Below are 21,395 nucleotides of genomic sequence, written 5' to 3' on the forward strand. Positions count from 1 at the left end.
ATGGACAAAACGATTAGTTACCTTCTTTTGCTCGGCAATATTGTGCTTCTGGTCACCGGCCAGATGCTGTTTAAAATTGGGCTCGGCCGTTCGGGCGGCCTGAACTGGGCCAAGCTGGCGACGTCGCCCGCCGTAATCGGAGGGGTCGCGCTGTACGGCATCGCCACTCTGCTCTGGTTCGCGGTGCTGACGCGGATGCCGTTAAGTGTGGCGTATCCGATGCAGGCCTTTGCGTACGTACTGGCCATGATACCGGCCTATTTCATGTTCAACGAGACGATTACGCCGACCAAGCTGGCCGGAGTGGCCGTCATCCTTGTGGGTGTGTACCTGCTGGCTCGCTCTTAGCGGTATGGCTGTTTCATCTACTTTGTGATTCCAGTCACAAGGGCATGGCATATCCGCTGATAGATTTAAGGAAAAGATGCCATCGGAGATGATGAAAAATGGTTGATACTCACACTCATGACCCTATTGCCGGCCTTGATAATACGGGGGCCCCTTCGTTTTCGACAGCCTGCGCGATCTCCCGCTGCTCCGAGCATTCCGTTCCCTCCTGCCTCTCCCGGGTTCCGGTCTTCAGTCAGCTTCGGCCGGAGGAGGTTCATATGCTTCACTCCCTGATGCGGTCCCGGCATGCGCCCAAGGGGCGGGTGATCTTCCGGGAAGGGGAGCGATCGGATACCCTTTATGTCTTAAGCCGGGGAGTCGTCAAGCTGACCAAAATGGCGGACAACGGCAAAGAGCATATTTTACGCCTGCTTTTTCCCGGGGATTTCTTCGGTCAATTCTCGCTGCTGCAGGAGAAGCCCCACTATGCCAGCGCAAGCACGATCGATGAGGCCGATATTTGCCGCATCCATCGGACGGATTTCCTGGAGGTACTGCGGCGGAGTCCCGACACGGCGGCCCGGTTTATGAGTGCCCTGAGCGCCCAGCTGGAGGAGGCTGACAGTTGGGCTTCCGTGCTGACGCTGCTGGAGGCCGATCGGCGGCTGGCCAAGATGCTGCTCTATTTCCGGCAAAAGTCCGCCCCGCGCGCGGAAGAATTCAAGCTGCCGGTCAGCAAAAAAGAGCTTGCGGGAGTGATCGGCACCACGCCGGAAACCCTCAGCCGCAAGCTGGGACAGCTGACAGACGCGGGAATCGTGTCCGTCAACCGTAGGCTGATCCGGATTCGGAAGGAGACCGAGCTGCGCCGCCTCGCGGGGGAGGACTAGCACCCGGAGCGCGGCCGGCTACGCCAACTCCTTTTTCAGACAAAAAAGAAAAGACCCCTAGATGGACACACGTATGCCGTGCCTAGTTCATCGTCCAGGGGTCTTCCGTTATTCATTGTCCTATAAAACCGGACGGGGGAGGCATGTTACCCGGCCTCCTGATCCATGCCGCCTTTCGTAAACTGGCTGTTGTACAGGTCGGCGTAAAATCCGTCTTGCTCCAGCAGTTGCTCATGCGTCCCCTGCTCGATCACCGTTCCGTGGTTCATCACGAGAATGAGATCGGCATCCCGGATCGTCGACAGCCGGTGGGCGATGACGAAGCTCGTTCTGCCTTTCATCAGCTCGTTCATCGCTTTCTGGATGTAGACTTCCGTCCGCGTATCGACGCTGCTGGTCGCCTCGTCGAGAATCAGAATCGCCGGGTCGGCCAGAATCGCCCGCGCTATTGTCAGCAACTGCTTTTGTCCCTGCGAAATGTTGGACGCCTCTTCATTCAGCACCGTGTCATACCCGCCGGGCAGCGTGCGGATGAAGTGGTCGGCATGGGCCGCCTTGGCGGCTTGGACCACCTCCTTCTCCGTAGCTCCCTCCCGGCCGTAGGCGATATTTTCACGGATCGTACCGTTGAACAGCCAGGTGTCCTGAAGCACCATACCGAACAGGCTGCGCAAATCGCCGCGCTTCATTTCGGTAATGTTCACGCCGTCGATGGTGATCGCACCGCCGTTCACTTCGTAGAAGCGCATCAGCAGGTTGATCAGCGTCGTTTTGCCCGCTCCCGTCGGTCCGACAATGGCGATGGTTTGTCCCGGGGATACGCGGATGTTCATATCCTCGATCAAGATCTGATTCGGCTCATAGCCGAATTTCACATGATCGAACACGACATTCCCCTTCGGCTCCTCAATCCGGGCCGGCTTCGCGGCTTCCGGCGTCTCCTCGGCCTCGTCCAATATTTCAAACACGCGTTCCGCCGAAGCCACGGTGGATTGAATAATATTGGCGATGTTCGCGGTCTGGGTGATCGGCATCGTAAACTGCCGGGCATATTGGATAAACGCCTGCACATCGCCAATCTTGATCGTCTGTTTGGTGACGAGAATGCCGCCGACTACCGAGATGAGCACATATCCGATGTTGCCGATAAAGCTCATGATCGGCATGATCACGCCGGAAATAAACTGCGCCTTCCAGCCGGCCTCGTACAGCCGGCCGTTGATTTCGTCGAATTGCTGCTGCGATTTGCGCTCGCGGCCGAACACTTTAATGATCTTGTGCCCGGTGTACATTTCCTCGACGTGGCCGTTCAGTTGGCCCAGCTCTTTTTGCTGCCGGACGAACTGTTTCTGCGACCGCTTGGCGATCGAGGTGATCGCGAGCACGCTGACCGGCAAAGTCAGGATTGCGATCAAGGTCAGAAGCGGGCTGATCGTCAGCATCATCACGATAACGCCGATGATCGTCAGGATCGAAGTGATCAACTGGGTCAAACTCTGCTGCAAGGTGTTGCTGATATTGTCCACATCATTCGTAACCCGGCTCAGAATTTCCCCGTGCGTCCGGGCATCGAAGTATTTCAGAGGCAGCTTGTTCAGTTTCCCGTTGACGTCCTGGCGCAAATCGTAGACGGTCTTCTGGGCCACGCCGGCCATTAAGTACTGCTGGACATAGCTGAACAAGGAACTAAGTAAATACAGACCGATCAGATACAGAATGATTTCCCAAATATATTGAAAATCGATGCTTGCCCCGGGAATTCCCTGTAGCTTGCCGTATATCCCTTCAAACAGCTTCGTTGTCGCCTCCCCCATCACTTTGGGGCTGACGATACTGAAGATCGTGCTTAGTACGGCCATCACCAAAACAGCGCCGAGCTGCACTTTATGGGGACGCAAATAGCGGATGAGTCTCTTCAATGTCCCCTTGAAGTCTTTGGCCTTCTCCACCGGCATCGCCATGCCGGGCCCGCCCGGGCCGTGTCCTCCGCGTCTTCCTCCGCTGCGCTGCGGCATCTTTTCCGATTGTTCCCCGCTCATGCGATCTCCTCCTCCGAAAGCTGCGAATACACGATTTCCCGGTAAACGTCGCAAGTTTCCATCAGTTCGCGGTGCGTTCCGATCCCGGCCACCCGGCTCTCGTTCATCACGATAATCCGGTCCGCATCCATGACGGTGCTGACGCGCTGCGCCACGATGATAACTGTCGATTCGCGGGTTTCCACCTTCAAGGCGGCGCGCAGCCTGGCATCGGTTTTGAAATCCAGCGCCGAGAAGCTGTCGTCAAAAATGTAAATTTCAGCGCCCCGCACCAGCGCGCGGGCGATGGACAGACGCTGCTTCTGGCCGCCCGAAACATTCGTGCCGCCCTGGGCGATAACGGAATCATATCCGTTCTCCATTTCACCGATAAAATCGGCCGCCTGGGCGATTTCCGCCGCATGCCGCACTTCCTCGTCCGTGGCGTCCTCCTTGCCGTAGCGGATATTTTCCCGAATCGTCCCCGTAAACAGAACGGCCTTCTGCGGCACAAATCCGATCTTGGCCCGGAGATCCGCCTGCGGCATCTCTCTGACGTCTACGCCATCGACCAGCACCTGGCCGCTCTTCACGTCGTAGAACCGCGGGATCAGGCTGATGAGCGTCGATTTGCCCGAGCCCGTACCGCCAATGATCGCCGTAACTTCACCAGGGCTCGCGCTAAAAGAAATATTCTGCACTGCCGGCTCTTCCGCCCCCGGATAACTGAACGTGACATCGCGGAATTCCACATACCCTTTTTGGGAGGCCGGCGTCTTCGTTACCCCTGTGTCCTTAATAGCCGACGCCATCTCCAGTACTTCGTTGATCCGCACCGCCGAGGCCGAAGCTCGAGGCACCATAACGAACATCATGGACACCATAATCAAAGAGAACATGATTTGCATCGCATACTGCAAAAAGGCCATGAGGTCGCCGACCTGCATATGGTCCCCATTGATTCTTAACCCGCCGAACCAGATGATCGCTACGGAAGACACGTTCAACACCAGCATCATCACCGGCATCATGAACGCCATGATCTTGTTGACCTTGATCGACGTTTCCGTCAAATCGGCGTTCGCCGCGGCAAACCGTTTCTGCTCGTGCGGGATCCGGTTGAAGGACCGGATGACCCGAATTCCGGTGAGCGCTTCGCGCATGACCAGGTTGAGGCGGTCGATCTTTTTCTGGATCGCCTTGAACAGCGGGATCCCTTTGCCGGCAATCAGGAAGATGGCGCCCGCAAGCACGGGCATAATAACGACGAAGATGAGCGACAGCTTCGCATCCTTGGATACGGCCATAATGATCCCGCCAATGCACATCATCGGCGCCATGACCATCATCCGCAGCATCATAATCAGCACCTGCTGAACCTGGGTGATGTCGTTCGTCGTCCTGGTAATCAGCGAGGCTGTTCCCAGCTTATCGAACTCCTCCAGCGAAAAATTGGTCACATGGCCGAACACCTTGGCCCGCAGGCTCATGCCGAACCCGGAAGCCGCTTTGGACGAATAGTAGCTGGCCGCGATCGAGCAGGCCATTCCCCCGAGCGCCACCAGCAGCATGAAAAGTCCAACCCGCCAAATGTACGGCGTGTCGCCCTTGACGACCCCGGTGTCCACAATATCGGACATCAGCGTCGGGAGGTACAGCTCGGAGAGCGTTTGAAAAAATACGAGGACCAAAACCGCCCCCACCAGCAGCCAGTATGGTTTCAAATGCCGGAAAAGTTTGATCATTCTCCATCATCTCCACTTTTTCTTTATATTTCGTTTTGTTCCGTACGGCGATCCCGCTCATGCTTCTGTTCCAAAAAGCGATATACGAGTTCAAGCAAATCGGCCAGTTGATCGCTCCGCGTTTCGCCTAAATAATCGTGCAGCTCCTTGAAATGACGGGTATAAACTTCCCGGCTTTCCTCGCGGATCCGCTCCCCCTTCTCCGTCAGCCTGACCCGGACAACCCGCCGGTCCTCCTCGTCATGCAAACGGACGACCAGGCCCATGGACTCCAAACTGCGGACGAGCGGAGTTACGGTGGGGGCACTGACCCGCATCATCTCGCTGATCGCCGAAATGGTGACGCCCCGCGCGTCTTCCAAGCCCCCTTTTTCAATCATGGACAGGACGCGGAGCTCGCTAGGCTTATAGCCTTCCAGCACCTTCTTGTGCCAGTCCGCCCTTCGGAATCGGGCTATCGCCTCCATTAACCGCTGGGCTCCCGGTTCATCGCCCATATTCACTCGATCCCTCCTATTATTTATACAATTTAATAATTAGGTATAATATTTATTAGCAAACCTAATTATAGGAGCCGTTCAAACCAATGTCAAGAAACCGGATTTTCCCACAAAAAAAGACCGCCTGGCGCGGATTCAACGGTCATCCGGCTCAAGCGGTCCATGATTCAGTTTGTCGGTTGTCCGGGGGCCGCGGAGGGTTGTTTCTCCGACCGGCTCCGCATCAGCTCATCCAGGCTGCGGAACTCATAGCCCTGGCGTCGGGCCTCGTCGATGATCGCGCCCAACGCGGCGGCGTTATCCTTGGATACCGAGTGCAGCAGGATCACCGCCCCAGGATGCAGTTGGTCGATGACCTTCCGGTAGGCATAGGGCGCCCCTTTCTGGTCGTTCACGTCCCAGTCTTTATAAGCGACCGACCAAAAGACGTTCGTATATCCGAGCTCCTTGGTGACCCTCAGCACCCGGTCGCTGAATATTCCCCGCGGCGGCCGGAGATAGGCCATACGCTCCGTCCCCGTGAGCTTGGCGGAAGCCTCCTTCACCCGGTCCAATTCTTCCTTGATTTGGCTGTCGGAAATCGTCGTCATGTCCGGATGGCTCCAGGAGTGATTCCCCACCAAATGACCTTCCGCGGCCATACGTCTGACCAGCTCCGGCTGATCCTTTACGTAATGGCCTGTAATAAAGAAGACCGCCGGCACCTTTTTCGTCTTCAAGGTATCCAGAATCGGCGCGGTGTAACCGTTCTCGTACCCGTTATCAAAGGTAAGGAACAGATCTTTGCGGGTCGTGTCTGCGAGAAAGACCGCCCCGTGCTTGTCCACGATCTCTTTAAACCCCTCTTGGTCGATGGAGGGAAGCTGTCCGCCGACGCTTTTTTTGAAGCCGAAGTGATAAGGATGATCGGCGGAGGCCGCGAGGGCGACAGCCTGATCCGGTTTGTCGGGCAAAGCCGGGGCTCCAGCACCGTATGCGACCCCTCCGGTCACCGGGCCCAGAAGAAAAGCGGCGAGCAGCCCCAAAATCAAGGATCCTTTCATTAGGAAAGTTCTCTCCTCATCTTCTTGGATTGTTCGTAACTCGCCTTAATTTCAACACTTTTCTTCCGGAATATGCATTATTCTGCCGGCTTGTCCGCCAAGTGGCTATGCTTGCGCCCGTAAGAGAAATAAACGATCAGTCCCAGCGCCATCCACACCAGGAAAGCGATCCAGGTGATTCCCGGCAGGCTGATAAGCAAGTAACCGCAGGCCGCCGCCGCTAAAAGCGGAATCCAGGGCACAAGCGGCACCTTGAAAGAACGGTTCAGGTCCGGACGGGTCTTGCGCAGAATAATGACCCCGATCGAAACGGAAACGAACGCGAACAATGTTCCGATGCTGACCAGATCCGCCAGCTTGTTCAGGGGAATCATTCCCGCAAACACGGCGACAACGATCCCGGTAGCCCAGGTGCTCACCGAAGGCACCCCGGTTTTCGGATTCAGCCGGGACAGTTTCTCCGGAAGCAGGCCATCGCGACCGATGGCGAAAAAGAGCCGCGTCTGTCCAAACAGGAGAACGAACAGCACCGTAGTGATGCCGACGATCGCCCCCAGCGAAATAAAGCCGGCCACCCAGTTTTGATGGATGAACTGGAGGGCAAAGGCGACCGGATTTTTTACATCGAGCAAAGTATAAGGAACGATTCCCGTCAAAACGGCCGTCACCGCAATGTACAACAGAGAACAAACGACCAGCGACCAAATGATCCCCTTGGGCAAATCTTTTTGCGGATTTCTCACCTCTTCGGCGGCCGTGGCCACAACGTCGAAGCCGATATATGCCAGAAATGCGGTAGCTGCCCCTGTCACGACGCCTCCGAAGCCGAACGGCATGAACGGTGTCCAGTTGGATGGCTTCACAAAGAAGGCTCCAATAACGATGAACAGGAGAATGACGGCCACCTTCAGGATCACCATGATCGAATTAAGCCGCGTCGATTCCTTGGCTCCGCGCGATACGATATATGTCAGCAGAAGTACGATAATGACGGCGGGCAAATCGACATACGTGCCTGCCCCCGGGTTAAAGGCACTGCTCAGCGCCCTGGGAATCTCCATACCGAATCCGGCCAGAAGGCCCTGGAAATAGCCGGACCAGCCGCTGGCGACCATGGAAGCGGCAAAGCCGTATTCCAGAATCAAGTCCCAGCCGAGCACCCAGGCGATGATCTCCCCAAAAGTCGCGTAGCTGTAGGTGTATGCACTGCCCGATACGGGAACCATCGAAGCGAATTCGGCATAGCACAGTGCGCAAAAAGCGCAGACAATCCCGGCCAGCAAAAAGGATAGAACCAACCCGGGACCCGCGTGTTTGGCCGCGGCCACCCCGGTCAGCACGAAGATCCCCGTTCCTACGACGCAACCGACACCGAGCATCGTAAGATCGAACGCGCCGAGTTCCTTTCTCAATCCTCCGGTACCCGCCGCCTCTTTTTCTTGTAGCATGGATGTAATTGATTTTCTTCTAAAAAAACTCATTCAGGCTCTGTCCCCTAGTTAACCGGATTTGAAATCACATTCCGCTATTATATAAAAACTAAGCCCGTGTGGAAAGTTCAAACTTCATGGGTAGTCTCTCCAATACGTGAACATTTTATGGTTTTTTACCCTTGTAAATTTCTCCCGAGCCGCTTGAAGGAGAGGAAAGAACCTCCTGCGCAAATCGGATCCATTCCCGGGTCGCGAACGACAAATACCGGTCTTCCCGCCAAACAATGCCCAACTTCCAGGGAATCACCGGGTTAATTAAAGATAGGATCCGCACGCGCTCTTCATCGATTTCACGGCAGATGGTTTCCGGCAAAAGCGTAATCCCCAGCCCAACCCCCACCATTTCACTGATCAAATCCCATTGCGAGCTTTCGTAAATCACGCGCGGCTGAAAGCCCGCCTTCCCGCATTCGCCGATGATCCGGTCATGCAGTGTAAAATCTTCGCGGAACAGGACGAATCCCTCCTCCGCGAGCTCGAACAGCTCGACGCGTTTCCTGTCCGCGAGGTGATGATCTCTCGGCACAACGAGCCTCAGCTTCTCCTCCACGAACGGGAAGCTGCTCAGCCCCTCCTGCACCGTGGGCAGCACGACCACGCCGACCTCCAGGAGCCCGTCCGCCACATCGGACTCGACTTTTTTCGCTCCGTCTTCAAACAGCTGAATCGTGATCTCCGGGTAACGTTGATGAAACTGGCCGATGACCCGCGGAAAAAAACTCGAACCCACCATGGGCGGCAGGCCGATCCGGATATGGCCCCTTTTCAGATTGCGCAAATCGTCCAGTTCGGCCGTCAAGTTTTGAAAGGAGGCGACGATTTGTTGGGCCTGGGCCACGATCAGCTGTCCCGCGTCGGTCAACTCGACTCTTTTTCCGACCCTGTCAAACAGTACGACCCCGAGTTCCTCTTCCATCCCTTTTATCGTTTTGCTGATGGAAGGCTGCGTAATATAAAGGGCATCGGCCGCCTTGGTAAAGCTTTTGAGGCGGGCCACCTCGATCAGGCATTGCATTTGCCGAATATCCATCGCCAAACAACTCCTTTATTAACTCTTTTCCCATAACCAAATCGAATCTTATCTATTCAGTATATTCATTTTACTCATGAAAGCAATTGATGTAATATTTCATTACCAAGTTTACAACATCAAAGGAGCCGTAAGTATCATGGGAAATCTAAAAATGATCTGCCGCATTGTGCTGCAAATCGCCATTCTCGTCTTGTTCTCCCTGGCCATGAACTTCCTTGCGCAGGCGCTTCATTTGCCGATTCCGGGCTCTATACTGGGCATCATTATTCTGTTTGCTTTATTGAAGACGGGCGTGATCAAGCTGGTCTGGATCGAGCAGGGGGCCAATTGGCTGCTTGCCGAATTGCTGCTGTTCTTCATTCCGGCCGCGGTCGGCGTGATGAAATACATTCCGCTTTTGGAGCATGACGGGTTCCGCATTCTGACCGTCGTCATTCTCAGTACGGTGACCGTTATGGTCAGTTCGGGGCTAATCGCCGCGCGCATCGCCAAAAGAAAGGAGCATAAGACATCATGATTCAGGGCTGGATTTGCCTTATCGTAACCCTTGCCGTCTATGCCGTATCCAAGCAGATTTACCGCATCCGGCCGCGGGTCTACCTGTCGCCCTTGCTGATTACGCCGCTTGTGCTGGTGATCGGCCTGCTCTTGGTCGGTGTTCCTTACGAGACCTACCACGCCGGGGGGAAATGGCTCAGCGCCATGTTACAGCCGGCAACGATCGCCTTTGCCGTTCCCCTGTACAAATACTATAACGTCTTGAAAAAACACGCCGTCGAAATTCTCGTCAGCGTGCTGACCGGCTCTGTCGTCGCCATGTGCACCTCGGTGATTTTGGCGGAGTGGATGCACCTGGACAGCCGGCTGATCAGCAGCCTAGTCCCCCGTTCGGTCACGACGCCGATCGCGATGAGCGTGTCCCAGGTCATCGGGGGCGTACCGAACATTACGGCTGTCTTCGTGATCATAACCGGTCTGCTCGGCGCGATGCTCGGACCGCTGGTCGTAAAAATGTTCCGCATCGAAGGCGAGGTGGCCCGCGGTGTACTGTTCGGCACCAGCGCTCACGGCACCGGCACCTCCAAGGCGTTTGAGCTCAGCTCGCTTACGGGCACGATCTCCAGCATCTCGATGATTGTCGCCGCCCTGTTCACGCTGGGCGTTGCCCCGGTGCTGATTTCCGTATTGCTTCGTTAAGTACGGTACAACTATTGTTTCCTCCTAATGTTTAGCATATAGATTTCTCTTATGGACCCCGCTATTGGCGGGGTCATTTTTTATTTTGCGCCTTCGGCCATGGTGCGAATTCCTGCAGGAAGTTTAACGGTCGTCAGAGCCGTTATTTTGCGATTGAATCGCGTTTTGGTATTCTAACGGTCGTGTGGGCCGTTATTTACCTTCATTTCGACCAAACCAGCCATGCTTATATGAAATAGGGGCTGTGGCGGCCGTTAGAATTTGGAGTCAGCGTAAACTGGGCAAATAACGGCTGTGACGACCGTTAGAATGGTTTAGAGGTGGAGACGGGGACCTGAGTTCGCCACGTTGCTTGCCGAAGCGGCGGATAGGCCCCAATGGGCAGCACCAGGGAAGGTTTGATGCAATGCAACGTCAGTGATTTTTGCGGCCTTATTTCGCCAAAATGCTGTCGAAATCATCGGTGAAGCAAAAACCACAGGGGCCGCGCTAGAAAGCGCGGCCCCTGTGGTGCGGTCCATCGTCAATCCGATGCTCGTCTTAAGCCGTAGCCAAAGCCGTAAAGACAATCGGGCCGATGACTCTGGCTTGCGTGCCTGCCACCAGGTTTTCTACGGAAAGTACATAGTCATGAACCCCTGGGGCTACATTCACGTCAGCGGCAATCAGAGAAGTGAGGTTTACATTTTCAAAGTCGGTTTCAACCGCTTGAACCGCATAATAAATCTCTTGGCCATCCCGGAAAATGCGGAAAAGCACTCTCGGAATTCCCGTAATTCCCTGCAAGCCGACTGTAGCGTCCAACTGTACCTTGTTCACCGGACGGCCCGCCGGAATCGTCACCCGTACAAGGGCAATCCCTTGCCCCGCCGGCGTCTGCGGCACGTTAATGGCGGCACCGTTTGTGATTGGGGTAGGGACGTTAACGACATGATCCAAAAGCTCTGCCATTTTTTCTTCAACTCCTTCCTGGAATTACTACATTCTATGAAGGGCCACTAGATTCGGAATGGACGAGTTGATTGATATATTTGCATATTTTTACGATTTTAATAGACTCCTGCATTTTTGGATCTCTCTTGTAATTTAACGATCGATTTACTTCGCGTTGACGCCCGGATAACCCCCCTTCTCTAAACTGAGAGAGATCTTACTCTAAGGGAGGAGAAATATCCGTGGACACTTCTTTCCAAAACACGACTTCCCCGGCTGCAACATCCGCATCCGCAACTGAAACCATAGCCCCAGCCTATCCGGTCGAGCGAAAACGCTGGATCTCCCGGATAAAGGAACCCGCCACAGCTTACTTGTTCCTGGCCCCGTCGATCGGGCTGTTCGGATTATTCCTGCTGTACCCCCTGGCCCGCTCCATCTATCTCAGCCTGTTCCTGACCGACCCCCGCGGCCAAATCGCCGCTTATGTGGGACTGGACAACTTCAGGCAGCTTCTGGCTTCGCCCTCCTTCTGGAGCAGCCTGGCGGTCACCGGCAAATTCGCCTTATTGACCGTTCCCGGCGGCATTCTGCTGGGACTCGTCATGTCTGCGCTGGCACACTCCCGGCTAAAGGGGATGCGGTTGTTCCAGTTTATATTTTCGCTGCCGCTGGCCTTATCGGTGAGTACGTCCGCCGTCATCTGGATGATGTTGTTTCATCCTACGCTCGGCATGTTCAACTACTTTCTCGATTTGGCCGGAATGCCGGCGATCCAGTGGCTGACCGATCCGAAATGGGCGCTTCTCTCCATTTCCATCATGACGGTCTGGATGAATTCAGGCTTTAACTTCATCGTCCTGCTCAGCGGACTTCAAGGAATTTCCGAAGACATGTACGACAGCGCCAAGGTGGACGGAGCCGGGCCGATCCGGACTTATGTACGCATTATCCTGCCGCTGCTCTCCCCCGTCATTTTCTTCCTGACGGTGGTCTCGCTCATCGGAGCCTTTCAAGCCTTCGGCCAAATGCACATTTTGACCAAAGGAGGCCCGGCGGGGTCCACCGAAGTGCTCGTCTACTCCATTTATAAAGAGGCGTTCGTCAACTACCAGTTTGGCACGGGAAGCGCGTATGCGATCGTTCTGTTCCTGATCATTTTGGTGTTCACGATTCTCCAATTTACCTTTGTGGAAAAGAAGGTGCATTACCAATGACACTTGCCCGCCCGCTGCGCAACAGCCTGATCTATCTTGTGCTCGGACTTCTGTCGCTGTTTATTGTGTATCCGCTGCTTTATACGTTTCTGTCCGTGTTTATGACGCCGGAGGAAGCCAGCCAATATCCGCCTAAGCTCTTTCCTTCCAGCCTGTACCTGGGGAGTCTCGAGACGGTCCTCAACTTGATTCCGGTGGGCCGCTTCATATGGAACAGCTTTATCATCTCGGCCATCGTGATGCTGGGCCAGCTTGTGACCGCCAGTCTGGCGGCTTACGCCTTCGCGTTCATCTCGTTCCGTGGCAAAGCGATCTGGTTCGCCGTTTTCCTGTCCACGATGATGATCCCCTGGGAGGTCACGATGATTCCCAATTTTTTGCTGATCAGATCCTGGAACTGGCTGGATACATACCCCGGACTCGTGTTTCCGTTCTTGGCCACGGCGTTCGGCGTGTTTTTGCTGCGCCAGTTTTATCTGCAGCTGCCCAAGGAGTTGTTTGAAGCCGCCCGAATCGACGGGTGCGGTCACTTTCGCTATTTCGCATCCGTCGTTCTGCCGCTGTCCCGCCCGGGAATGGCTACGCTTGCCGTCTATGTCTTTTTGAACACATGGAATATGTACCTGTGGCCGCTGCTCATCACCAACACACCGGAGATGCGAACGGTCCAAATCGGAGTCAGCATGCTTCAATTCGAAGAATTTACCGCCTGGAACCTTGTATTGGCGGGAGTCGCCTTGGTGCTGCTGCCTTCGCTCCTGCTCATAGTTATCGGATTAAAGCAGCTTGTTCGCGGTCTTACGGCGGGCGCGGTCAAAGGATAAAGGGTATGCCTTACAATCCCCGTCCGCTCAAGGACGGTTTATATACATTCCGACAATAATCCATAATCCAAGGGAGAGAATAAACCGAAATGAAACAATCCAAGCTGAAAAGTTCATTCTTACTGGTAACCGTACTTTTGCTGGCCCTGGTGGTTTCGGCCTGCGGAGGAGGTGCCGGCACGAATACGGCGGAAACCGCGGGTGCGGCCGGCAACCAGGGCGGCGCTCAAAGCGGTTCGGAAGGGACGACGCAGGGGACGCCCGCCGACAAGACGAAAGTAACCTGGTGGCATTCCATGGGCGGGGAACTCGGCAAAGCGGCCGATCAATTGGTCGCCGATTTCAACGCTTCCCAGGATGGGGTCGAAGTCGAAGCGATCTATCAGGGCACCTACGACGAAAGTTTGAACAAAATGAAAGCCTCTATGGATTCCAAAACCGGTCCCTCCCTGATTCAGGTATACGAGATCGGCTCACGCTTCATGATCGATTCCGGGGCCATTACGCCGGTTCAGAAATTTATCGATGAAGAAAACTACGATGTCAGCCAACTGGAGGAAAACATCGCCAGCTACTATACGTTCGACAGCCAGCAGTATTCGATGCCTTTCAATACGTCGAATCCGATTCTCTATTATAATAAGGATCATTTCAAAGCCGCCGGACTTGATCCGGACAAAGCTCCCGCCACTTACGAGGAAGTGAAGAAAGCGGCCGAGGCGTTGGCTCAAAAAGGAACGCCGGCCTCCTTTGCGATCTACGGCTGGTTTATGGAGCAGTTCTTCGCAGGCCAAGGGGCCGAGTACGTGGATAACGGCAACGGGCGGACGGCTCCGGCCGGGCAATCCCTGGTGAACGGCGATGCCGGGGTTAAGACCCTGGACTGGTGGAAAAGTTTGATCGACAGTAAAGCGGCCATCAACCTCGGCCGGAAAACGGACGACACGAAGAAGGCCTTCATCGCCGGGCAGGTCAGCATGACGCTGGACTCCACGGCCAGCCTCAGAGGCATCGTCGACGGCGTAGCCGACAAGTTCGAAGTCGGGACCGCGTTTCTTCCGAAGCCGGACAGTGCGGCGGACGGCGGGGTCGTGGTCGGCGGGGCCAGCCTGTGGATTCTGAACAACAAGCCGGAAGCCGAGCAAAAAGCGGCCTGGGAGTTTATCAAATATTTGGCCGAACCGCAAACGCAAGCAAAATGGCATATTTCTACAGGATACTTCCCGATTACGAAAAAAGCTTACGACGAGCAGATCGTCAAGGACAATCTCGCCAAGTATCCGCAGTTCCAAACGGCCATCGACCAACTCCATGCCAGCAAGCCAAGCCAGGCCACACAAGGCGCTGTCATAGGCGTATTCCCGGAGGCCCGCCAAATCGTGGAGGGTGCGATCGAAGAGGCGCTCGGCGGCTCCAAAACGACCCGGCAAGCCCTCGATGACGCGGCCAAGGCGATTACGGAGAAAATCGGCAACTACAACAAAACCGTAAAAAAATAGGCTAGAGACAAGCTGAACAAAAAATAAACGAACCCGCAAAGTTCACACTTTTTTCTTAAAAAAAAGGGAACTTTTTGCGGGTTCCTTTTGTCTAGATATATGTATCGCTCCCGTTGGCGCTCGCACATTGTCGAATCGGGCCAACTAGGGTATGATCATATTATTTGGGTATGATTTTGATTCCAGTAAAGAGGTGTACTAAAGTTTGCTTTTTAACTCTTATGAATTTCTATTCGCCTTTTGGCCCATTACCTTTGTCGTCTACTTTTTGATGAACCGTTTTTGTCCGCCTATTGCGGGCAAAATTTGGCTCGCCGCATCATCTCTGTTCTTTTATTCCTGGTGGAGCATCAAATCGCTGCCTCTGATTCTCGCTTCGATTGCTTTTAACTACATTATGGGACGAAGCATCAGCCACGCCCGCCAGATGCGAACTCGAAAGCTGCTTCTTACGCTGGCGATCGTCGGGGACGTTCTTTTCCTGGGCTATTATAAATATGCCGACTTCCTGATCGACAACGTAAACTCGCTGTTCTCCGCGCAGATCGAATTGCTTCGGCTGGCTTTGCCGCTCGGAATCAGTTTCTTTACCTTTACGCAAATCGCCTATCTGGTCGATGCTTACCGGGGAACGGCCAAAGAATACAGCATCGTTAACTATGTTCTATTCGTGACCTTCTACCCGCATCTGATCGCGGGACCTATTCTGCATCATAAAGAGATGATGCCCCAGTTTGACCGCGCCCGCAGCAAAGTCATTATTCCCGGCAACGTCGCCCGGGGGTTGTTCATCTTCTGTATCGGCCTGTTCAAAAAAGTGGTGATCGCCGACACGCTGGCGCCTATCGCCACCCAAGGTTTTGACGTGTCGCAGAACCTGAGTCTAGTGGAAGGCTGGACGACTTCGCTGGCCTATACGATGCAGCTTTATTTCGACTTCAGCGGTTATTCCGACATGGCGATCGGGATCGCCCTGCTCTTTAATATCAAGCTGCCGATCAACTTCAACTCGCCCTATAAAGCGGTCAGCATTCAGGACTTTTGGCGCCGCTGGCATATGACCCTAAGCCGTTTTCTAAAAGACTACATTTATATCCCGCTGGGCGGCAACCGCAAAGGGCATTACCGCACCTACTTCAACCTGGTCGCCACCTTTGTCATCGGCGGGATTTGGCATGGAGCCGGCTGGACCTTTATTATATGGGGGCTCTTGCACGGGATCGCGCAGGTGATTCAGCGGCTGTGGAAAAAAACCGGCATCGTCCTTCCACATTGGATTGCCTGGTTTATTACCTTTATGTTTATCAACTTCAGTTGGGTGTTCTTCCGCGCCAAGGATTGGGACGACGCGCTCAAGGTGCTCCGCGGCATGTTCAATTTCGGCCATATCGGCGTGTCCACGTCGCTGCTGGGACAGGTTGCCCTGGTCGGTGCCGCCCTGCTGGTTGCCGTGTTCGCCCGGAACTCGATGGAGATGAAAATGAAATTCCGGCCCAATGTCCGGTATGCCGCGTTCATCGCGTTTCTGTTCGTATTTTCAGTGCTTTATTTTAACCAGGTTAGCGAATTCCTGTACTTTACCTTTTAATGCGCGCTTGGACGTATAAATTCTCTGTGATTTAGAAAGGGAGATCACCTCTTGAAGAACTTGCGTTTTATTGTTACGTTTCTGGCCTTTGTGCTGCTGTTTGGGGCCATTGTCGGAACGTTTGTCTTTGCCGTGGATCCTCTGCAATTGTATCGTAAGGCGTCCTATCCGCCTCTTTTTTCGCGAGAGCAGCGATATCAGAACCCGGGCCTGGCCAAAAATTATGACTACAACATGGTCATTATCGGCAGTTCCATGACGGAGAATTTCCTGCCCACCGAGGTTGGCAAAAAGCTGGGCGGCGACGTGCTCAAGCTCTCCACAGAAGGATCGACCGCCAAAGAGCAGCGGATGATGGCCGACTTGGCCGTAGGGACGGGACAGGTCAAAAAAATTCTCTGGGGGCTGGACTATTTCTCCCTCCGCGAAAATTCGGTAAGGGACGAAGCGTCCTTTCCGTTCTATCTGTATGATGACAATCTGCTGAATGACTATAAATACATCTTTAACATTTCGAACGTAAAACATGCCTTTGGCGCCTTGTTCCTGCCCAAAGACAAGAAGCCGCAGTACCGCAATTTGGAGACGCTGAACAACTGGAGCTCCATGAATTACTATGGAGCGAAGCGGGTGATGGCCAAATGGAAGGAGGCCTGGCTCGCCGAGCAGACTTCCGGAGAAAGCGAACCTTCGCTTGACCTCGTCAAGCAGCGGTTCCAGGAGAACATTCTCAGTTTGGTCAAGGCGCATCCCGAAATCGAATTTATTTTCTATTATCCGCCGTACTCCGTCATCCGCCAGCAGGTTTGGTACAGCCTGAACCCGCAGCGTTTCGCCAATCAACAGGAAATGAAAATATATATGTACGAGCAGTTAAGCGCTTTTGACAATGTCAGCATCCATGATTTCCAAAGCGACAGCAAGATCACTTACGACCTTACGAAGTATAAAGACCTGTCTCACCACTCGGGGTCGATCAATCAGCGGATCGTCGATGAAATTGCCGCGGGGACGCACAAGGTTACCGCCTCCAATCTGGAGCAGATTAATCAGGACTTGGAGCAGCAGGTGAAAACTTTGGTCATCAATGAGAACGGGCCGATTTTCTCGCTGACGCTCACGGTGAACGGGCAGCCAGCCACCTTCAGTCAAGTCCCGACGACCTCCAAAGACCAGGTGCGGGTTCCGCTGAAAGAATTTGCGCAGGGGATCGGAGCGGAGTTCGATTACGATACCGGCACCAAAAAAGCGACCCTTGTTAAGGGAGGGAACGAGCTTGTGTTCAGCGTAGGCGATCCGATCGCCAGTCTGAATGGACAGGCTGTCGACCTGAAGGCACCGGCGGTCATCGTTAAGGAGCGGTTGGTCGGTCCGGTGAAGCAAATCACCGAACTGCTGGGCGGCCAAGTGACCGAAACGGAAACGGACGGTCCTTACTTCCTCAATTACGACTTGTCCTTCTAAAAAATAGGGGCGATTCCGTAAGCACGCGAGTGCGCGGAATCGCCCCTTTTGCGTATTAAGCTTCAATTCTAACCGGTTTGCCGGCCGAAGCCGATTCCAGAGCCGCGCAAGTCACGCGCTGGGTCTTCACGGCATCGGCGTAGTCGGATAGAATCCCGGAGGTATCGCCGGTCCGTAAGGCGTGAATAAAGGCTTCATTCTCCTTAAGATACGGACTATCTCCAATGGTATAAGAAGTTTTTTCACCCGTTCCGATGATGTTCAGCCGGTCGGGATTCCAATCCAACATTCCCGCCCCGGTGTACAGCTTCAAGCCGACTTCCCCAACGCCGCCGGGTAACGCGCAGGTGTTGGAAATGTTGGCGATGGCTCCGCTGCGCAGCTTCAAAGTGACGGTGCCTACATCCGGAACACCCACCTGCTCGAATTGGGTATGGACTACGCGGTTGGCATAGGTGGCGTACACTTCTTCCACTTCACCGGCCAGATAGCGCAACAAGTCGACGATATGAGTCGTTTGCTCAATAAACTGTCCGCCGGAGCCCTCCTGTCGTCTCCACCAGGAAACCTGCGGCATATCCCCCATCCAGGTGCCTAAAGCCATGGCGAGCGTTTGTCCGGCCATACGCTCTTTGAGCATTTGGATGGTCGCTTTGTAACGGAAGTGATATCCTACCGCATGAATTAACGGCTTGTCCTCCAACTTGCCGAGAATTTCCGACGGGGTATCCAGATTCGTGCCGACCGGCTTCTCCACCAGAAACGGAATGCCCCTGCCGATCAGCTCAGACTCGATCTCTCCGTGCGCCATGGGCGGGACGCAAATATAGACGGCATCGAGCTTTTCACGGTCCAGCATATCCGTCAAGCCGGCATACCCGCGAGCCCCGGGGTACCGGCTTGCCATCTCTTCCGCCTTCGCCCCGCTTGTCCCCAAAATGGCGGCTACCCGCACCCCGTCCATTCCGGCCAATATGTCGCCGTGAACTTTACTGAACCAGCCCGTCCCAATGATTCCGATATTTAATTCCAATCGATAACCTCCTTTGTCTCGATATATAGGTTTCTTTAAGCGTAGCGATTCTGTCGCAGAATCACAAGCGGAGAAATCCAAAAACTTATCAGCTTTCCTCAGAACTGTACTTGAAAAGTTAACAGTTAGACCTTATACTAAATTTACCTTAAAAATTGAATTATAAATATCAAGGAGGATGCGGAGAGATGAGAGTTACAGAGAACGTAAATTTGCATGATTTTTATACGGTATTGAAAGAGCGGCATTCGGTTCGAGCTTACGATCCCAGCGTCAAAATTTCCAAAGAAGAAATGACGGAGATGCTGGAGCTTGCTTCGTCCGCCCCTTCCTCTTCCAATCTGCAGCCTTGGCGCTTTCTGGTCATCGACGACCCAAGCTTGAAGGAAAAGCTGCTGCCTATCGCCAACAACCAGCAGCAGGTCGTCGACGCCGCGGCGGTCGTTGCCGTGCTTGGAGACTTGAAATCCTATGAACAGGCGGATGCGATTTACTCCAAAGCGGTCGAAGCCGGGTACATGGACGAACCAACGAAAAGTTCCTTTGTGGAACGGCTGCAAACCATGTATGGCGGACTGAAACCCGAGATTCTCCACCAGGTGAACGTGCTTGACGCGGGCCTTATTTCGATGCAATTTATGCTCGTTGCCAAAGCAAAGGGCTATGATACCATTCCTATGGGCGGCTACGACGCCGTTAAATTTGCCGAAGCCTTCAACCTCCCGGAAACGCTGAAACCCATTCTGCTGATCGCCGTGGGCAAGGCGGCCAAACCGGCACACAGCACGGTTCGCTTGCCGATCGGGCAGATCACGCATTGGAACGCAATATAAGTCGCGGATATCAATAAATATGAAATAAACTCCAAAAACCGGCCAATGGGGGCCGGTTTTCTTTTTCCATTTTTAACAGGATAAATGAGAACATTGGGAAGCATACGGATAAATAAAGGAGAAAAAATAACGGTAAAAACCTGCCGTTCTCTCCTTCATGAACGTTTAAATTCCCGGAAAAAGCTGACATAGACTGTGAAGTTCATCTCAAATGGTCATCAACTTCATCTAAATAAAGTTTTGTTTATATCTTACATGGATATTACAATAGGAGTTAGAAAAATCGTGAAAAATGGAACAAACCATATTGTGACAAAACGAAAGGTGGAGAAAAGATTGGCTATTACAACACAATCGAGCCCTGAACTTCAAGTGGCCCAGTCCTATGTGAATGAAGTGTATGAAACCGTCAAGAAGCGCAACCCGGGGGAAAGCGAATTTCACCAGGCCGTAAAGGAAATTCTTGACTCCCTTGTGCCGGTTTTTGCGAAGAATCCCAAGTATAAGGACCATGCGATTCTGGAAAGAATCGTCGAGCCCGAAAGACTGATCTCCTTCCGCGTTCCTTGGATTGACGATCAAGGGAACGTGCAGGTCAACCGCGGCTTCCGCGTGCAATTTAACAGCGCCATCGGCCCTTATAAAGGCGGACTTCGCTTCCACCCTTCCGTGAATGCCAGCATCATCAAATTTCTCGGCTTCGAGCAAATTTTCAAGAACTCCTTGACCGGGCAGCCGATCGGCGGCGGTAAAGGCGGTTCCGACTTCGATCCGAAGGGCAAATCGGATAATGAAGTCATGAAATTCACGCAGAGCTTCATGACGGAACTGTCCAAATATATCGGTCCGGACACCGACGTACCGGCGGGCGATATCGGGGTAGGCGCGCGTGAAATCGGCTTTATGTTCGGCCAATACAAACGCCTCCGCGGCGGCAACGAAGCCGGCGTCCTGACGGGCAAAGGCCTCACTTATGGCGGAAGCTTGACGCGGACCGAAGCAACCGGCTACGGCCTGGTTTACTTCACGGACGAAATGCTGAAGACCAAGGGCGAAAGCTTTGCCGGCAAGACGGTCGTCGTCTCCGGTTCGGGCAACGTTTCGATCTATGCGATCGAGAAGGCGCAGCAGCTCGGCGCCAAAGTCGTGGCCTGCAGCGATTCGAACGGATACGTATACGACAAGAACGGCATCAATCTGGATACCGTGAAGCGTCTGAAAGAAGTGGAAAGAAAACGGATCAAGGAATATGTGAGCGAGCATCCGTCGGCCGAATATCATGAAGGCTGCGAAAATATCTGGAGCATTCCTTGCGATATCGCTCTGCCTTGCGCCACGCAAAACGAAATTAACGAAGAAGCGGCCAAAACTTTGGTAGCCAACGGTGTAAAATTCGTGGCCGAAGGCGCCAACATGCCTTCCACCCTGGAAGCGATCGAAGTTTACCTCAGCAATGACGTGTACTTCGGACCGGCCAAAGCGGCCAATGCCGGCGGGGTTGCCGTTTCCGCTCTGGAAATGGCGCAAAACAGCGCAAGACTCGCCTGGTCCTTTGAGGAAGTGGACGCCAAACTGAAAGACATCATGAAGAACATCTACAGAAACAGCGTAAACGCGGCTGAAGAATACGGCCATCCGGGCAACCTGGTGGTTGGCTCGAACATCGCCGGCTTCCTGAAAGTAGCCGACACGATGGTAGCGCACGGCGTCATCTAATATCATAATAAGACAGGGTGTCCGTCGGCCAATCAGGCT

The 21,395-nt window shown here is 53.9% G+C and carries 19 protein-coding genes; 11 read left to right on the top strand and 8 right to left on the bottom strand.

The genetic code is table 11. The annotated features are described in order from the left end of the window. Both V4U84_RS04495 and V4U84_RS04500 read left to right on the top strand, forming a co-directional pair. The gene (locus V4U84_RS04495) at positions 1–348 is read left to right on the top strand and encodes an EamA family transporter (protein ID WP_334072260.1); all 348 of its coding nucleotides are present in this window, start codon (positions 1–3) and stop codon (positions 346–348) included. 98 nt (positions 349–446) lie between these two features. Next, complete coding sequence (locus V4U84_RS04500) at positions 447–1,220, top strand: Crp/Fnr family transcriptional regulator (protein ID WP_334072261.1); 774 nt, start codon at positions 447–449, stop codon at positions 1,218–1,220. A gap of 146 nt (positions 1,221–1,366) precedes the next feature. Here V4U84_RS04500 and V4U84_RS04505 read toward each other — a convergent pair whose 3' ends face one another. From V4U84_RS04505 to cidR, 6 genes are all read right to left on the bottom strand, one after another. Then, on the bottom strand, positions 1,367–3,259 hold the full coding sequence (locus V4U84_RS04505) for an ABC transporter ATP-binding protein (protein ID WP_334076819.1): 1,893 nt from the start codon (positions 3,257–3,259) through the stop codon (positions 1,367–1,369). Continuing rightward, entirely contained in the window at positions 3,256–4,983 is a 1,728-nt protein-coding gene (locus tag V4U84_RS04510; protein WP_334076820.1) for an ABC transporter ATP-binding protein, read from the bottom strand. Before V4U84_RS04510 ends, V4U84_RS04505 begins: the two co-directional genes overlap by 4 nt. Before the next feature lie 23 nt (positions 4,984–5,006). Further along, positions 5,007–5,480 carry a MarR family winged helix-turn-helix transcriptional regulator gene (locus tag V4U84_RS04515; protein WP_334072726.1) on the bottom strand — a complete coding sequence of 158 codons (474 nt, stop codon included), beginning with the start codon at positions 5,478–5,480 and terminating at the stop codon, positions 5,007–5,009. A gap of 170 nt (positions 5,481–5,650) precedes the next feature. Next, positions 5,651–6,526 carry a delta-lactam-biosynthetic de-N-acetylase gene (gene pdaA / locus V4U84_RS04520; protein ID WP_334076821.1) on the bottom strand — a complete coding sequence of 292 codons (876 nt, stop codon included), beginning with the start codon at positions 6,524–6,526 and terminating at the stop codon, positions 5,651–5,653. A gap of 77 nt (positions 6,527–6,603) precedes the next feature. Then, positions 6,604–8,007 carry an amino acid permease gene (locus V4U84_RS04525; RefSeq protein ID WP_334072265.1) on the bottom strand — a complete coding sequence of 468 codons (1,404 nt, stop codon included), beginning with the start codon at positions 8,005–8,007 and terminating at the stop codon, positions 6,604–6,606. A 115-nt stretch (positions 8,008–8,122) separates the two neighbouring features. Further along, positions 8,123–9,049 carry a cidABC operon transcriptional activator CidR gene (gene cidR / locus V4U84_RS04530; protein WP_334072266.1) on the bottom strand — a complete coding sequence of 309 codons (927 nt, stop codon included), beginning with the start codon at positions 9,047–9,049 and terminating at the stop codon, positions 8,123–8,125. A gap of 139 nt (positions 9,050–9,188) precedes the next feature. On the opposite strand from cidR, the gene V4U84_RS04535 reads away from it, so the two are divergent. Together V4U84_RS04535 and V4U84_RS04540 are read left to right on the top strand one after the other, a co-directional pair. Continuing rightward, positions 9,189–9,569, top strand: a complete 381-nt coding sequence (locus V4U84_RS04535; RefSeq protein WP_334072267.1) for a CidA/LrgA family protein — start codon at positions 9,189–9,191, stop codon at positions 9,567–9,569. Beyond that, the gene (locus tag V4U84_RS04540) at positions 9,566–10,249 is read left to right on the top strand and encodes a CidB/LrgB family autolysis modulator (RefSeq protein WP_416367206.1); all 684 of its coding nucleotides are present in this window, start codon (positions 9,566–9,568) and stop codon (positions 10,247–10,249) included. Before V4U84_RS04535 ends, V4U84_RS04540 begins: the two co-directional genes overlap by 4 nt. Before the next feature lie 540 nt (positions 10,250–10,789). On the opposite strand, the gene V4U84_RS04545 is transcribed toward V4U84_RS04540, so the two are convergent. Further along, positions 10,790–11,200, bottom strand: coding sequence for an exosporium protein C (locus V4U84_RS04545; RefSeq protein WP_334072269.1), 411 nt, complete (start codon positions 11,198–11,200; stop codon positions 10,790–10,792). A gap of 287 nt (positions 11,201–11,487) precedes the next feature. Here V4U84_RS04545 and V4U84_RS04550 point away from each other — a divergent pair, with 287 nt between their 5' ends. The 5 genes from V4U84_RS04550 to V4U84_RS04570 all read left to right on the top strand — a co-directional run bounded on the left by V4U84_RS04550 (position 11,488) and on the right by V4U84_RS04570 (position 17,774). Next, positions 11,488–12,399: a carbohydrate ABC transporter permease gene (locus tag V4U84_RS04550; RefSeq protein ID WP_334072727.1), complete on the top strand. Its 912-nt coding sequence runs from the start codon at positions 11,488–11,490 to the stop codon at positions 12,397–12,399. Next, positions 12,396–13,223 carry a carbohydrate ABC transporter permease gene (locus V4U84_RS04555; RefSeq protein ID WP_334072270.1) on the top strand — a complete coding sequence of 276 codons (828 nt, stop codon included), beginning with the start codon at positions 12,396–12,398 and terminating at the stop codon, positions 13,221–13,223. Before V4U84_RS04550 ends, V4U84_RS04555 begins: the two co-directional genes overlap by 4 nt. An 89-nt stretch (positions 13,224–13,312) precedes the next feature. After that, on the top strand, positions 13,313–14,722 hold the full coding sequence (locus tag V4U84_RS04560; protein ID WP_334072271.1) for an ABC transporter substrate-binding protein: 1,410 nt from the start codon (positions 13,313–13,315) through the stop codon (positions 14,720–14,722). 205 nt (positions 14,723–14,927) lie between these two features. Further along, positions 14,928–16,310, top strand: coding sequence for an MBOAT family O-acyltransferase (locus V4U84_RS04565; protein WP_334072272.1), 1,383 nt, complete (start codon positions 14,928–14,930; stop codon positions 16,308–16,310). A gap of 51 nt (positions 16,311–16,361) precedes the next feature. Continuing rightward, on the top strand, positions 16,362–17,774 hold the full coding sequence (locus V4U84_RS04570) for a stalk domain-containing protein (protein ID WP_334072273.1): 1,413 nt from the start codon (positions 16,362–16,364) through the stop codon (positions 17,772–17,774). 55 nt (positions 17,775–17,829) lie between these two features. Here V4U84_RS04570 and V4U84_RS04575 read toward each other — a convergent pair whose 3' ends face one another. Further along, complete coding sequence (locus V4U84_RS04575) at positions 17,830–18,807, bottom strand: Gfo/Idh/MocA family protein (RefSeq protein ID WP_334072274.1); 978 nt, start codon at positions 18,805–18,807, stop codon at positions 17,830–17,832. A gap of 188 nt (positions 18,808–18,995) precedes the next feature. Here V4U84_RS04575 and V4U84_RS04580 point away from each other — a divergent pair, with 188 nt between their 5' ends. Together V4U84_RS04580 and gdhA are read left to right on the top strand one after the other, a co-directional pair. Further along, a complete protein-coding gene (locus tag V4U84_RS04580; RefSeq protein ID WP_334072275.1) occupies positions 18,996–19,640 on the top strand; it encodes a nitroreductase family protein in 645 nt (214 codons plus the stop codon). Between the two features lie 336 nt (positions 19,641–19,976). Next, positions 19,977–21,356: an NADP-specific glutamate dehydrogenase gene (gene gdhA / locus V4U84_RS04585; RefSeq protein ID WP_334072276.1), complete on the top strand. Its 1,380-nt coding sequence runs from the start codon at positions 19,977–19,979 to the stop codon at positions 21,354–21,356. The last annotated feature ends 39 nt before the right edge of the window (positions 21,357–21,395 follow it).

The organism is Paenibacillus sanfengchensis (assembly GCF_036864765.1).
GTDB classification, from domain to species: domain Bacteria; phylum Bacillota; class Bacilli; order Paenibacillales; family Paenibacillaceae; genus Fontibacillus; species Fontibacillus sanfengchensis.

Excerpts from the sequence above, each read along its gene's own strand:
- V4U84_RS04495 (WP_334072260.1), top strand. The coding sequence starts at position 1 with ATGGACAAAACGATTAGTTACCTTCTTTTGCTCGGCAATATTGTGCTT.
- V4U84_RS04500 (WP_334072261.1), top strand. The coding sequence starts at position 447 with ATGGTTGATACTCACACTCATGACCCTATTGCCGGCCTTGATAATACG.
- V4U84_RS04505 (WP_334076819.1), bottom strand. The coding sequence starts at position 3,259 with ATGAGCGGGGAACAATCGGAAAAGATGCCGCAGCGCAGCGGAGGAAGA.
- V4U84_RS04510 (WP_334076820.1), bottom strand. The coding sequence starts at position 4,983 with ATGATCAAACTTTTCCGGCATTTGAAACCATACTGGCTGCTGGTGGGG.
- V4U84_RS04515 (WP_334072726.1), bottom strand. The coding sequence starts at position 5,480 with ATGGGCGATGAACCGGGAGCCCAGCGGTTAATGGAGGCGATAGCCCGA.
- pdaA (WP_334076821.1), bottom strand. The coding sequence starts at position 6,526 with ATGAAAGGATCCTTGATTTTGGGGCTGCTCGCCGCTTTTCTTCTGGGC.
- V4U84_RS04525 (WP_334072265.1), bottom strand. The coding sequence starts at position 8,007 with ATGAGTTTTTTTAGAAGAAAATCAATTACATCCATGCTACAAGAAAAA.
- cidR (WP_334072266.1), bottom strand. The coding sequence starts at position 9,049 with ATGGATATTCGGCAAATGCAATGCCTGATCGAGGTGGCCCGCCTCAAA.
- V4U84_RS04535 (WP_334072267.1), top strand. The coding sequence starts at position 9,189 with ATGGGAAATCTAAAAATGATCTGCCGCATTGTGCTGCAAATCGCCATT.
- V4U84_RS04540 (WP_416367206.1), top strand. The coding sequence starts at position 9,566 with ATGATTCAGGGCTGGATTTGCCTTATCGTAACCCTTGCCGTCTATGCC.
- V4U84_RS04545 (WP_334072269.1), bottom strand. The coding sequence starts at position 11,200 with ATGGCAGAGCTTTTGGATCATGTCGTTAACGTCCCTACCCCAATCACA.
- V4U84_RS04555 (WP_334072270.1), top strand. The coding sequence starts at position 12,396 with ATGACACTTGCCCGCCCGCTGCGCAACAGCCTGATCTATCTTGTGCTC.
- V4U84_RS04560 (WP_334072271.1), top strand. The coding sequence starts at position 13,313 with ATGAAACAATCCAAGCTGAAAAGTTCATTCTTACTGGTAACCGTACTT.
- V4U84_RS04580 (WP_334072275.1), top strand. The coding sequence starts at position 18,996 with ATGAGAGTTACAGAGAACGTAAATTTGCATGATTTTTATACGGTATTG.